This is a genomic window from Paenibacillus sp. JT22N7, from assembly GCF_059383875.1.
Window position 1 is genome coordinate 882,883 of the sequence record NZ_JBXENY010000001.1, and the last position, 12,481, is coordinate 895,363.

The following is a 12,481-nucleotide window of genomic DNA, read 5'->3' on the forward strand; positions in this document are numbered from 1 at the left end:
CTCTGAAAAAAGTATACCGCCTGAGCTAGGGAATGACTATACGCTGCGCTTCATGCTGACACATATTTTAAACGGTTATTGAGTCAGGGGAATGTCGGGGGAGGTATACCGCCATAATCTTCGATGCCACTGTATACGTTCAGAATCTTAAGAATTCCTTTAGTTTCCCCCTCACTTTATATTCAGATTTTTTGGATAGCATAAGGAAAGTGAAATAAAGGGGGATACGATGATGATAAATGTAAACGGTTGGAAAAAGGAAAAACTGCTTTTTCTACATAAATTTTTGCGTTCGCCCAGACAAATCGGCAGCGTAACGCCAAGCTCAAAATTTCTCGCGAAAAAAATGCTGGAGTCAGTTCCCTGGAACAAAGCAACGAGTATCGCAGAGCTGGGAGCCGGTACCGGTGCGATAACCAAATACATTCAAGCAGCCAAAAAGAAAGCGACTAAGGTTATCCTTTTTGAAAAAGACCCTTATATGCGTGAACAATTGCAGGAGCATTATCCCGAATTTTCAAGCTATGAGGACAGCAGCTACCTCCAGGCATCGCTGCATACGGAAGCGATCAAGCAGTTGGACTGCATTATTAGCGGACTGCCATTTACCAATTTCCCGCAAACGCTGCGAGACAAGCTGATGGAGCAAATTCTCGTATCGCTTAAAGATGACGGTCTATTCATTGCTTTTCAATACTCCTTGCAGATGAGATCGCAGCTTAAAGAGCATTTTGAAATTGAAAAAATTACATTTGTGCCCTTAAACATGCCTCCCGCATTTGTATATGTTTGCCGTAAAAAGGAGGTGCGGTTATAGGCGAGATATCATGAAAAGCAAGCGGGATGCTTAAAGCTGCTGCTGCGGGTGCTTAAATTCGGTGCAAAACGCATAATGCCCCTGATGATGGTTAAGCCAGATCCGTCCATTGTGCAGCTCGACGATATGTTTAGCAATCGATAGACCAAGGCCAAAGCCGGCAGGCATATGGGCATGGTTGCGGGAGGGCTCCATTTTATAAAATCGTTCAAACAATTGCTCCTCCTGCTCCTTCGTTATCGGTTGGCCCGCATTTTCAACACTTAAAGTAATTCGTCCTTCTTGAACAAAAAGCTTTACGGTGATTTCTCCGGGCTTCACGGAAAATTTCAAGGCATTCATTAATAAATTGTCGATCGCTCTGACCATTTTTCCAGTATCCATGAGAGCTATGACAGGTACAGCAGGCAACGCTTTTTTTATTATAATGTTCTGTTCCTGAGCTACAGGCTCAAATTCAGTAACAAGCTGCGCCAATAATCTGTTGAAATCGATTTCCTGAAAAGATAGATGGACATCCGGGTCGCTAAGACGCGTATATTCGAATAAATCGTCTATTAGCTTTTTCAACTGCTGGGTTTTGTTATAAGCATTGTCGATATACCTTTCTTGCTCCTGAACATCTTGGAAGGAGTGGGTTTTCAATAAATCCAGATAGCCAATAATGCTGGTCAGCGGTGTTCGCAAGTCATGCGAAACGGAGGTGATCAGTTCCATCTTCGATTTTTCCAGCTGTCGCTCCCGCTCCAGCTTGCTTTGCAATTGTTCCGCCATATCATTGATATTTTGTGCTACATGCCCTAATTCATCCTGGCTGGATAACGGGATCCGGTAGCTTAAATTCCCGAAGGACATTTTTTTTAAGCCATCGGTAATGGTCTTGAAATAACGGATCGTACGGCGGGTCATTAATATGAAGCTGAACCAAAAAGAGAGCACAAAAATGCCTATAGGCAAAAATTTATAAATAAAACCGGATTGGGGTCGCTGCATGGAATAGATCGTGCTGAATAAAGTAGCAAGTATCAGGCTGAAAATAAAAGCCCAAAGCATCTGGACGCGAATGCTTTTTTTGCCGAATAAATAAGTCCATAGCTTATTTTTCAATTTTGTATCCCACTCCCCAGACCGTCTTAATATATTGCGGCTCTCTAGGATTGACCTCGATTTTCTCGCGGATGTTGCGTATATGAACCATCACTGTATTTTCCGAATAAAACGCGGTATGCTCCTTCCAGACGCTTTGATAGATTTTATCGACGTTAAAAACTTGCCCCCGGTGCATCGCTAGCAATTCCAGAATGGAAAATTCAATGGGGGTTAACGATTTTTCATGGCCGCGCACGACAACGCTATGCTGGTCTCGATTAATGACCAAATCATCCATAGCTATTTCAGAGTCATTTATAGCAGGCTTGCTGGAAGCGAAATGCTGCCGCCTGATTTGGGCTTTTACCCGGGCGATCAGCTCAAGGGGGTTAAATGGTTTCGTTACATAATCATCTGCGCCTGTGGAAAGACCCATAATTTTATCTAAATCCTCCCCTTTAGCAGAGAGCATAATAATAGGAACATTCGATATTTCGCGGATTTTGAGGCAAGCTTGAATGCCATCCAAATGAGGCATCATAATATCGAGAATAATCAGATCAATATTTTCCTGCTGAACCATTTTCAAAGCCTGCGTCCCGTCCTCCGCTTCCCGGACAAGGTAGCCTTCATTCCGCAAATAAATGTGAAGGACGTCGCGAATTTCCTGTTCATCTTCAGCTACTAGAATGGTCATTTTCATGCATCTATCTCCTTATAAATCGCTTTCTGAATTGGCAGAAATAATTGGACGAGGACAATGGCTGCTGTCAGTGCGGTAGCGATTCACAGCAAGCGTATTGCGTAAGTATAGACGATATCTCCTGCAACTTGAACGTGACCTAAGGCTAAACGTCTTGTAGCAAAGCTTTCATATTTGTAGACACTGCTTCTAGCTTACTTTATAAAGCTTTAGATTTTAATAAGGTAATTCTGAAGTTATTCTGAAGATTAAGTTCTTCCATTTTGTGGAGCCAACTTTATCAAGATGGGTATCGAATATTTAAACTGGGGTTTCCATATTGATGAATGGAATCAAATCCCCCTCTACATGATCCTTCTATAAAGGGCAGTCCCGATATTTTAAACCTGAAATCGTGACAAATTCGTTACTTATGGCAGGAAAGTGGCGGCACGCCTATCGTTAGCACTGGCTTTATGCAGGGCAAATCCCTTATAATGCTAGATAGAAATGTTATGGGGGAGTGTATCGCGTGAGTTTAGTAGATGTCAGCAATGTATCGCCAGCGTTATTTATTTTGGGCGTCGTTTTTTTGCTGCTCATTTTCGGATTGCTGAGCTTTGGCATTTTACGTATGTTCGGGCAGCGGTTTCGTTCCGGTTGGATATGCATCGGTGGGGCAGTTGTCAGCTTCGTTGTATTTATGTGGATATTAAATCGATGGTTCCTGTAGCTCAGGGAATTTGCGGTTAGAGGAGGCGTCGATATGTTTTGGACAGCAGTATGGTTTATCGTCAATATGTTTTTTGTCACTTCATTAATTTTATTTCTTTTTATGCAGCGCTCTTATACGCTCGCCAAGCTGGAATCAGGCAACGGGGACAAGCTTCGCAAGGCGCACAAAATACGACTGACGTTTGGAATTATCAGCCTGATTTTGTTTGTGGCCATGGTCGCGAGCTTCCTTATTAATATGCGGTTGAACGGTTAAAATAGCAGCGGCAGGAAGGCTCTCATTGACGAGAGTCTTTTTTTTCGGCATTATTGGGAGAGAGAGAATTTCAGAAGCAGGAGGTTTGTGGCATGAGTACACATGCACATTCACATACGCATACGATTGAAGATATTGTGAGAATCATGTCGAGCCAAGGACTGCGCATTACCGACCAGCGCAAGACGCTGGCCAAGCTATTCGCAGAATCGCCGGGCTATTTGGCCCCTAAGGACGTTTATGAATACATGGGAAAGTCTTATTCCGGACTTAGCTTTGATACCGTATACCGCAACTTGCGTGTCATGGAGGAGCTGGGCGTGCTGGAGCAGGTAGTGTTCGAGGAGGGCGTCAAGTTCAAGCTGCATTGCCGCGAGCATGACCACCACCACCATATGATTTGTCTGAACTGCGGCAAAACGTACCCGATTTTATGCTGCCCAATGGAACAGACGACTGCGCCCGCTGATTTCCGAATCGTCAAGCACAAGTTTGAAGTGTTCGGTTATTGTAAAGACTGTGATCAGGAAGAAGCAGCAGCGCAAAGCTAATGGAAAAAAGACCTGTTGCCAGACGTGTCGCTCAGGCGCCGATTCATTTTTACCGCAAAGCGATTTCACCGCATTTGCCGCCTTCCTGCCGCTTTGCTCCAACATGCTCCGCCTATGCGCTGGAGGCTATTGAGAAGCATGGCGTGCTCAGGGGCTCATGGCTTGCGGCGCGGCGGATTAGCCGCTGTCACCCGTTTCACGCTGGAGGCTACGATCCGGTTCCCCCCGTAAAGGGCGGGAAGCAGAGCGAGGGGGATCAGCCTACTTGACAGAAGGGCTGGCTGTTCGGTATATTTTGTCATATATGAGTCTGATGAATGGATAAGTACAATGGAAGCTGCGTCGCAGAGAGCCGGGCAATAAGGTGTGAGCCGGTACGGGCAAAGTTGGAAGATGGTCCTGGAGGATCTGCTTTTGAGCAGCGCGCTGCCTTAGGTTTGACTAGGCGGGAGCGGGTTAGAGAGCAGCGTTTGACCGGCGTTAACGGTATTGTCCGCCTTCAATCGGCGGCACACGAAGCCATTGCGTTTTTTTCTGCGAATCAGGAGAAGATGCAAGGGGAATTTGGGTGGTACCACGTGAGTTTTATACTCTCGTCCCATGATGGACGGGAGTTTTTTGCGTTTTTATGTGTTTTTAGAATCGAAATTTGGGAGGCTGCTGAAATGGCGAATGACAACAAAACATTTTATTTGACTACGCCGATTTATTATCCGAGCGACAAGCTGCATATTGGGCATGCGTATACGACGGTGGCGGGCGACGCGATGGCAAGATACAAGCGGCTGCGCGGCTACGACGTCTGGTTCCTGACTGGAACCGATGAGCATGGGCAGAAAATCGAACGCAAAGCACAGGAGCAAGGCAAGACGCCTCAGCAATTCGTCGATGATATCGTTGTCGGCATTAAAAGCTTGTGGGCGAAGCTGGAAATTTCCAATGATGACTTTATTCGCACGACGGAGGAGCGCCATAAGAAGGTCGTTGAGAAAATTTTTGATCAGCTGCTGAAGCAAGACGATATTTATAAGGGTACGTATGAAGGCTGGTACTGTACGCCGTGTGAATCCTTTTTCCTAGAGCGCCAGCTTGAAAACGGCAATTGTCCGGATTGCGGACGACCGGTCGAGCTCGTAAAGGAAGAGAGCTATTTTTTCCGGATGAGCAAATATGCAGACCGCCTGCTTAAGCTATATGAGGACAACCCTCATTTTATTCAGCCGGAATCACGCAAAAATGAAATGATCAACAATTTCATCAAGCCGGGCTTGGAGGATCTAGCCGTATCGCGTACGACCTTCGATTGGGGCGTTAAAGTGCCAGGCGATGCGAAGCATGTCATCTATGTGTGGATTGATGCACTGTCCAACTATATTACGGCGCTTGGCTATGGCAGCGATGATCCCGAGGCTGCGGCTAAATATGAGCGCTTCTGGCCGGCGGATGTCCATCTCGTGGGCAAGGAAATCGTTCGTTTCCATACGATTTATTGGCCGATTATGCTCATGGCACTCAATCTTCCGATTCCGAAAAAGGTATTTGCCCATGGCTGGCTGCTCATGAAGGACGGCAAAATGTCGAAGTCCAAGGGCAATGTTGTGGACCCGGTTATGCTGATCGACCGTTATGGCCTCGATGCTGTCCGCTATTATTTGCTGCGCGAGGTGCCTTTCGGCGCCGATGGCACCTTTACTCCGGAAAATTTCGTCGAGCGTATTAACTTTGATCTTGCCAACGACCTCGGCAATTTGCTTAATCGTACCGTTGCGATGATTGATAAATATTTTGACGGCGAGATTCCAGTTTATGCCGGACAAATCACACCATTCGACGCTTCGCTTGAAGCGCTGGCGCAGGATACGATTGCTTCTGTGGAGGCTGCTATGGAAAACATGGAGTTTTCTGTAGCGCTCGCTGCGATTTGGCAGTTCGTCAGCCGGACGAATAAATATATTGATGAGACACAGCCGTGGACGCTGGCGAAGGATGAAGGCAAGCGCGCGGAGCTGGCTGCGGTCATGCAGCATTTGGCGGAAGCGCTGCGCATCACGTCGATTATGCTCCAGCCGTTCCTGACGCATGCGCCGCGTGAGCTGTGGAAGCAGCTCGGCATTCAGCCGGGCGAGCTGACGTCATGGGAGAGCATGCGCACGTTCGGGCAGCTGCCGGCAGGCACGCGGGTGCAGAAAGACAGCCCGCTGTTCCCACGCCTGGAGACGGCGGATGAGGTTGCTTTTATCGCAGCCGAGATGGGGGGCGGCGTTGCCAAAGCGGAAGCGCAGCCGGAAGCCGCGCAGCAAGCGGCTGGCGCTGGAGCGGAAGGTGCCGCAGCAGACGCGGCTCCGGTAGAAAGCAAGGAAGAAATCGGCATCGACGATTTCGCCAAGGTAGAGCTGCGAGTGGCGCAAGTCATTGCTGCCGAGCCTGTGAAGAAAGCCGACAAGCTGCTGAAGCTGCAGCTTGATCTCGGTTATGAGCAGCGCCAGGTCGTTTCGGGCATTGCGAAATTTTATACGCCAGAGTCGATTGTCGGCCGGAAGGTGATTTGTGTGACGAACCTGAAGCCGGTGAAGCTGCGGGGAGAATTGTCGCAAGGGATGATTCTGGCTGCGTCGCACGGCGACCAGCTAACGCTGGCGACGGTGCCGGACGATATGCCAAATGGCGCTGTTGTGAAATAAAGGGAATTGCAGTAAAGCAAGCAGCATAAGAGAGAACCGGGCGGAGCTATTCCGCTTCGGTTCTCTTTTTATTAGTGTTTGATAAATAAGTTTTAGACTGCCGTTGTTGTCATTGAAATAACGTTCTCTGTTAGCGCAATGAATGCCGATTTGGTACGGTTCTTATTAATCGTTTTTTGTGGTATCCCCGTTTACAAACATCTCTTGAATTCGGTTTGTCAACTCCTCATTGTGGATGTAATAATGCCTGCCCTGCGAATTCGGAGTGAATCCCAGCTTGCTCTCGTGACCTTCCCGCAAGGATACTGCGTACAGGAAGCCGCTCCGGTCCTCTTGGTTCGGATCTGGCTCGAATTTCATGTCTTTCACTTGATCGATCCACTCTTGAATCTGTTTTTTGTTAGCAAACCATTTCCGCTCGCCCGAGCTGCCGTCCGTAATCTCCATGGAATCCACATTCATAATATCCCCTGGGTAGAGTTCTTGCAATGTCTTTGTGGTCAGCTTCTCAGCTTGAGGTTCGCTGCAAGCTATGATCGCAAGCCCCATGAGTAGCAGCAGTAAAACGCACCCTATTATCCTCATGTTCTTCCCCCCTTGTTTGTAACATAGACGTACCAAAGGCAACTTATGTTACTCTCAACATAAGTGACTGTTGCCTTAATGGGACGTTATGAGTCTAGGACTTTATTTTTTTCGACAGCGGGGGCGGAATAGACACACAACCGCCATACTCGCATAGCGTTCTGCTCGGTGTAGACCGGGAACATGCGAATAGCAGTTGACAGTGATGCCAAGCACTCGTATAATCTGAACGTAATCATAACGATTACTAAAAGAAAACGGTATTCACAGAAATGGAGCATTTGCGAAATGAAAAAGGTATTTTCAAGCAAGAAAATAACGGCTATGGCCGCTTTATTGTTGTCGGTTGTTCTTGTGCTGTCCGCATGCGGCAGCAATTCGAAGTCTTCTATCGTAGAAGGCAAGACGAATGTCGTGACTAGTTTTTATCCTCTCTATTATTTCGCTTCAGAAATTGGCGGTGAATATGTCAATGTCGTCAACCTCATCCCGGCAGGAGTGGAGCCGCATGATTGGACGCCGAAAAGCCAAGATCTCAGCACCGCCTCCAAAGCGCAGCTGTTTCTTTACAATGGAGCAGGACTGGAAGGCTGGACGGACAGCTTTCTGAAAGGATTGCCGAACGATCAGACGATCATTACGGCCGAAATGAGCAAAGGTATTGAGCTGATTCAAGGCAATTCCGAAGAGGAGCATGATCATAGCGCTGAAACGGCAGAGGAGCATGCGGATCATGAAGAGCATAGCGAAGAAGCAGACGGTGCAGCTGCTGACGAGCATGATCATGAGCACGCTCTCGATGTCGATCCGCATACTTGGGTCAGCCCGAAATCGGCAATCATTATGGCTGAAAATGTGAAAAATAGCCTCATTCAAGTGGACAGTGCCCACAAAACCGAATATGAGGCGAACTATGCGGCGCTGCACAGCAAGCTTGCAGCACTCGATGCGAAGTTCGAGCAGGAGCTGTCCAAAACGACGATGAAGGATATCGTAGTATCCCATCAGGCGTTTGGTTATTTGGCCCGCGACTATGGCTTGACGCAAACGGCTATAATGGGATTATCGGCTGATGCTGAGCCTAGAGCGCAGGATTTGCTGAATATCGCCAAATTTGTGAAGGAACAAGGCATTCGCTATATTTTCTTCGAGGAGCTTGTATCTCCGGCACTTGCGGATACGCTCGCGAGCGAAGCGAAGGTTGACACATTGATGCTGAATCCAGTAGAAGGACTGACGCCAGAGCAGGAGAAAAATGGCGATACCTACATTACGCTGATGGAAGCGAATTTGCAAAATCTTCTGAAAGCACTGCAATAAGGAGCTGCGAGGAAATTAACGGTACTTTATTTCGTCGCAGTCTCTAGGTAAATGGCGCTTTATAAATGATATAATCAGGGAAGTATAGCAATATAGTAAAAAGCAAGGGAGGTTGACAGGATGCAACAAGTGACAGAGAGGCTGCCAGAAGCGGACTTGCTTTCCAGCCCGGAAGGCGACTGCCATCAGGATATTATATCGCTGGAGGGCGTAACCTTCTCGTACCAGCAGCAGCGCGTCATCACCGGACTTAATTTGAGCGTTCGCGAGCGTGATTTTATCGGGCTGATTGGCTCGAACGGCGCGGGAAAAACAACGCTGCTCAAAATGATTGTCGGCTTGCTAAAGCCGGAGAGCGGCGTCATTCGTTTGTTCGGCGAGCCGGTAGGCCAATTTAAGGCATGGGAAAAAATCGGTTATGTGCCGCAAAAAAATGCGTTTAATCCCCTTTTTCCAGCGACGGTTCGCGAAGTGGTGCTATCGGGCCTTTACGGGCGCAATAAGCTGTTTCGCCGTATTACGAAGAGCGATCACTTAAAGGCAGATGATGCCCTGCATGCGATGAAAATCGAGGATTTGGCGGACAAGCGGATCGGCCAGCTGTCCGGCGGCCAGCAGCAGCGTGCTTTCTTGGCGCGGGCGCTTATTAACAATCCGTCGCTGCTTATTTTGGATGAGCCTACCGTAGGGATCGATGCAGAGACGCAGGAAAGCTTTTTCCATATGATCAAGCATATGCATCAGCATCACAATATCACCTTCCTCATGGTGTCCCATGATATGGAGATGATCCGCACTTATTTGGGGCTGCATCAGGCAGCGCAAAGCGGCAAGCTGAAGTTTTACAAAAAGCATTCGCATGATTTGCAAAATTGTGCGCAAGATGATCTGACTCACAGCCTGCGCGGGCTTCGTCAGGAAATGGATAGCAGAGAAGAGGTTGTTCAGGTTGGAGATCGTTACTAGCGAATTTTTTCAAAGGGCGCTGATTGGCGGCTTGCTTATCGGAGTAACAGCGCCGCTTATGGGCATTTTTCTCGTGCTGCGCCGTTTGTCCATGATCGGCGATACGCTGTCGCATGTGTCCATTGCGGGCGTAGCGCTTGGTTTCTTAATTGGGGTATATCCGGTTGCGGTAGGCCTGCTGTTCGCTGTTGCAGCTTCGTTTGCGATTGAAAAGCTGAGGAAAGCCTATAAATCCTATGCCGAGCTGTCCATTGCGATTATTATGTCGGGCGGCGTTGCGCTGGCTTCGATTTTATTCACGATGGGCAAGGGCTTTAATGTCAATGTCAGCGGCTATTTATTTGGCAGCATTTATACGCTGAGCAATATCGATTTAATTACGATTGCCGTGGTGACGATTGTCGTTCTTGTAGCCATCAGGCTGCAGGTGAAGGAGCTGTTTTTGCTTACTTTTGATGAGGATGCAGCAGCGGTGAGCGGGTTGCCCGTCCGTTTTTATAATGTTATGATTAGCGTGCTAACCGCGCTTGTCATTAGTGCTTCCATCAAAATTGTTGGAGCGCTGCTTGTGTCTGCACTGCTGACGATTCCAGCGGCTTGCAGTCTTATCATTGCGCGCAGCTTTCGGCAGAGCATTATTACCGTCGTCATTATTGGTGAAATTGCCGTTATTTGCGGCTTGATGATTGCAGGGATTTGGAATTTGGCTCCGGGCGGCACGATCGTGCTTCTGCTCATTGTTATTTTGCTGGGCCTCTTGCTGTTCAAGCGGGGAATAAGAACAGGGAGTTAATCAAAATCGAGGTGCTGTACGGTGAACGATCTTAATATTTGGCTCGCATTGGGGGCGGGCTTTGCTTCCTTCATCTCCCCATGCTGCTTGCCCTTGTATCCATCTTATTTATCTTACATAACCGGCATTTCCGTCAGCGATCTCAAAAATAATGAGCATACGAGCAAGCAAATGCGCTCCCGTACGATGCTGCATACGCTGTTTTTCATTATCGGCTTCTGTACGGTGTATTACACGCTTGGCTACGGTACGAATGTGTTCGCGGAAACGTTCAGCGAATATGAGCCGCTCATCCGCAAATTATCGGCGATTTTAATTGTGCTGATGGGGCTGTTCCTGCTCGGCGTTTTTCAGCCGCAATTGCTGATGAAGACGCGCAAGCTGCCGTTTGATGCTTCGAAAAAAACCGGCTATTTAGGCTCCTTTATTTTTGGCATTGGATTTTCGGCCGGGTGGTCGCCTTGCACAGGTCCTGCCTTAACGGCGATTCTGGCTTTGGCGGCATCCGAGCCGAATACCTGGTTTAAGCTGACTACGGCTTATGCTTTAGGCTTTGCCATTCCGTTTTTCGTATTGGCTTTTTTCCTAGGCTCAGCGAGATGGCTGCTGAAATATACGAATACGGTGATGAAGGTCGGCGGAGCGATTATGATTGTGCTCGGCATTATGCTCTTCACCGATCAAATGACGCAAATTACGTCGTGGCTTAACCTCATTACGCCGGATTGGCTGAAGTTTTAAGTGAAATATTCAATTTTCGCTTGTGGAAAATGCTCAAAGATGCGCTCTGATATAAACAATCGGAGCGCATCTGCTTGTTCTGTAGGGTAGACATATTTTCCTTGTCCCCAGCGGCCCCATTTGTATTTGCGCTTCTCAATGTCCATTTCCAGCTTCGTGCGCGGATAGCGGCGCTCGATCACATTTTTCGCTGTTTTCGTAAAACGGTGCTGGATAAGCTCAAAGGTTAGATCGGCTTGCTGTGCCTCTTCAGGCAGCGCCTCTGCAAGCGATACGAGCAGCTCGGCGTAGCCTTCCTCCCAGCCCTCATGCCAGATAATCGGCGCAATGATAAAGCCGAGCGGATAACCGGCTTTAGCTACTTTGGCTGCGGCTTCAATTCGCTGCTCGAAGCGGGAGGTGGCTGGCTCGAAATTTTTGATCACATATTTGCTGTTGACGCTGAAGCGAATGCGGGTATGGCCATTATGCTTAACATCCAGCAAAGAGTCGACATGATGGAATTTCGTCACGAAGCGCAGTCTGCCTAGCGGCTGCTCCGCCATAAATTCAATCAGCTCGCGCAGGCTGCCTGTAATGGGCTCCAGCCCGACGGGATCGGACGTACAAGCGGCTTCGAAGCGGGTTATTTCCGGTGCTCGCTCGTCGATGTATTGCTTGGCAGCGCTGATAATCTCATCGATGTTGACATAAACGCGAATATAGGGCTTTGCGCCGAGCGTCGTCTGCAAATAGCAATAATGGCAATGCGCCATACAGCCGGTCGCAATGGGAATGGCATATTCCGCTGATGGCTTGGACGTATCAAAGGTTAGCGTTTTGCGAATGCCGACGACGAGGGTGCGTTTGGCAATCCGGTATTTCTCAAGCTCGGTTTCACCGGGCAAATTGGTAATCCGGTTATGCGAGCTTGTCATGCGGAAAGGAATGCCTTCCTTTTGCACCCAGTCATAAATGCGCTTGCCCTTCGGATAATTAAGCGCATCCGGTTCAAAATAGACGAGCTCGGGAACGAAGGATAAGCTCTTCAGCGCTGTTTTTGGACGCTCCTCTATGGTGGAAGCCATGAGCGGCACCTCCTGTGCTTTGTTGCTTCAAATAAGAAGCTTAAGTTATAATGTGCGACAAAGGAAAGGGCTTCAAACTGGGAGTTGCAAGGTGAAACGGCCAAAAGCCACCTCTGGCGGCGCAGCGCGTTTCAGTCCGAGAAATATAAGCCTAATGATAAATGTGAAACTTATAAATTCTTATATTTCAAGAAATGC

At 48.1% G+C, this 12,481-nt stretch carries 14 protein-coding genes; 10 read left to right on the top strand and 4 right to left on the bottom strand.

From position 1 onward, the window contains the following. Positions 1–232: 232 nt before the first annotated feature. Complete coding sequence (locus tag AC50Y5_RS03835) at positions 233–817, top strand: class I SAM-dependent methyltransferase (protein WP_494858804.1); 585 nt, start codon at positions 233–235, stop codon at positions 815–817. 30 nt (positions 818–847) lie between these two features. On the opposite strand, the gene AC50Y5_RS03840 is transcribed toward AC50Y5_RS03835, so the two are convergent. Both AC50Y5_RS03840 and AC50Y5_RS03845 read right to left on the bottom strand, forming a co-directional pair. Next, positions 848–1,924, bottom strand: coding sequence for a HAMP domain-containing sensor histidine kinase (locus tag AC50Y5_RS03840; RefSeq protein WP_494858534.1), 1,077 nt, complete (start codon positions 1,922–1,924; stop codon positions 848–850). After that, positions 1,914–2,609, bottom strand: a complete 696-nt coding sequence (locus AC50Y5_RS03845) for a response regulator transcription factor (RefSeq protein WP_056029044.1) — start codon at positions 2,607–2,609, stop codon at positions 1,914–1,916. Before AC50Y5_RS03845 ends, AC50Y5_RS03840 begins: the two co-directional genes overlap by 11 nt. 511 nt (positions 2,610–3,120) lie before the next feature. On the opposite strand from AC50Y5_RS03845, the gene AC50Y5_RS03850 reads away from it, so the two are divergent. The 5 genes from AC50Y5_RS03850 to metG all read left to right on the top strand — a co-directional run bounded on the left by AC50Y5_RS03850 (position 3,121) and on the right by metG (position 6,811). Further along, positions 3,121–3,321 carry a hypothetical protein gene (locus AC50Y5_RS03850; protein WP_046231914.1) on the top strand — a complete coding sequence of 67 codons (201 nt, stop codon included), beginning with the start codon at positions 3,121–3,123 and terminating at the stop codon, positions 3,319–3,321. A gap of 33 nt (positions 3,322–3,354) precedes the next feature. Continuing rightward, positions 3,355–3,579, top strand: a complete 225-nt coding sequence (locus AC50Y5_RS03855) for a hypothetical protein (protein WP_056029042.1) — start codon at positions 3,355–3,357, stop codon at positions 3,577–3,579. Between the two features lie 92 nt (positions 3,580–3,671). Next, a complete protein-coding gene (locus AC50Y5_RS03860; protein ID WP_494858537.1) occupies positions 3,672–4,130 on the top strand; it encodes a Fur family transcriptional regulator in 459 nt (152 codons plus the stop codon). Continuing rightward, positions 4,130–4,399: a membrane protein insertion efficiency factor YidD gene (gene yidD, locus AC50Y5_RS03865; RefSeq protein ID WP_099519819.1), complete on the top strand. Its 270-nt coding sequence runs from the start codon at positions 4,130–4,132 to the stop codon at positions 4,397–4,399. The genes AC50Y5_RS03860 and yidD overlap by 1 nt, the downstream gene beginning before the upstream one ends. A 396-nt stretch (positions 4,400–4,795) precedes the next feature. After that, on the top strand, positions 4,796–6,811 hold the full coding sequence (metG, locus tag AC50Y5_RS03870) for a methionine--tRNA ligase (RefSeq protein ID WP_494858806.1): 2,016 nt from the start codon (positions 4,796–4,798) through the stop codon (positions 6,809–6,811). Between the two features lie 165 nt (positions 6,812–6,976). Here the strand turns inward: metG and AC50Y5_RS03875 are convergent, their stop codons facing one another. Next, on the bottom strand, positions 6,977–7,396 hold the full coding sequence (locus AC50Y5_RS03875) for a hypothetical protein (protein ID WP_494858539.1): 420 nt from the start codon (positions 7,394–7,396) through the stop codon (positions 6,977–6,979). A gap of 288 nt (positions 7,397–7,684) precedes the next feature. On the opposite strand from AC50Y5_RS03875, the gene AC50Y5_RS03880 reads away from it, so the two are divergent. From AC50Y5_RS03880 to AC50Y5_RS03895, 4 genes are all read left to right on the top strand, one after another. Continuing rightward, the gene (locus tag AC50Y5_RS03880) at positions 7,685–8,716 is read left to right on the top strand and encodes a metal ABC transporter solute-binding protein, Zn/Mn family (RefSeq protein ID WP_494858540.1); all 1,032 of its coding nucleotides are present in this window, start codon (positions 7,685–7,687) and stop codon (positions 8,714–8,716) included. 120 nt (positions 8,717–8,836) lie between these two features. Then, entirely contained in the window at positions 8,837–9,682 is an 846-nt protein-coding gene (locus AC50Y5_RS03885) for a metal ABC transporter ATP-binding protein (RefSeq protein WP_494858541.1), read from the top strand. After that, on the top strand, positions 9,666–10,475 hold the full coding sequence (locus AC50Y5_RS03890; protein ID WP_494858542.1) for a metal ABC transporter permease: 810 nt from the start codon (positions 9,666–9,668) through the stop codon (positions 10,473–10,475). The genes AC50Y5_RS03885 and AC50Y5_RS03890 overlap by 17 nt, the downstream gene beginning before the upstream one ends. Before the next feature lie 21 nt (positions 10,476–10,496). After that, complete coding sequence (locus AC50Y5_RS03895) at positions 10,497–11,216, top strand: cytochrome c biogenesis CcdA family protein (RefSeq protein WP_056029024.1); 720 nt, start codon at positions 10,497–10,499, stop codon at positions 11,214–11,216. Here the strand turns inward: AC50Y5_RS03895 and splB are convergent. Then, positions 11,213–12,283, bottom strand: coding sequence for a spore photoproduct lyase (gene splB, locus AC50Y5_RS03900; protein ID WP_494858544.1), 1,071 nt, complete (start codon positions 12,281–12,283; stop codon positions 11,213–11,215). The genes AC50Y5_RS03895 and splB overlap by 4 nt on opposite strands. Between the last annotated feature and the right edge of the window lie 198 nt (positions 12,284–12,481).

Bases quoted from the DNA above. Each gene is read 5' to 3' on its own strand.
- AC50Y5_RS03835 (WP_494858804.1), top strand. From the start codon at position 233: ATGATAAATGTAAACGGTTGGAAAAAGGAAAAACTGCTTTTTCTACAT.
- AC50Y5_RS03845 (WP_056029044.1), bottom strand. From the start codon at position 2,609: ATGAAAATGACCATTCTAGTAGCTGAAGATGAACAGGAAATTCGCGAC.
- AC50Y5_RS03855 (WP_056029042.1), top strand. From the start codon at position 3,355: ATGTTTTGGACAGCAGTATGGTTTATCGTCAATATGTTTTTTGTCACT.
- AC50Y5_RS03860 (WP_494858537.1), top strand. From the start codon at position 3,672: ATGAGTACACATGCACATTCACATACGCATACGATTGAAGATATTGTG.
- yidD (WP_099519819.1), top strand. From the start codon at position 4,130: ATGGAAAAAAGACCTGTTGCCAGACGTGTCGCTCAGGCGCCGATTCAT.
- metG (WP_494858806.1), top strand. From the start codon at position 4,796: ATGGCGAATGACAACAAAACATTTTATTTGACTACGCCGATTTATTAT.
- AC50Y5_RS03875 (WP_494858539.1), bottom strand. From the start codon at position 7,396: ATGAGGATAATAGGGTGCGTTTTACTGCTGCTACTCATGGGGCTTGCG.
- AC50Y5_RS03880 (WP_494858540.1), top strand. From the start codon at position 7,685: ATGAAAAAGGTATTTTCAAGCAAGAAAATAACGGCTATGGCCGCTTTA.
- AC50Y5_RS03885 (WP_494858541.1), top strand. From the start codon at position 8,837: ATGCAACAAGTGACAGAGAGGCTGCCAGAAGCGGACTTGCTTTCCAGC.
- splB (WP_494858544.1), bottom strand. From the start codon at position 12,283: ATGGCTTCCACCATAGAGGAGCGTCCAAAAACAGCGCTGAAGAGCTTA.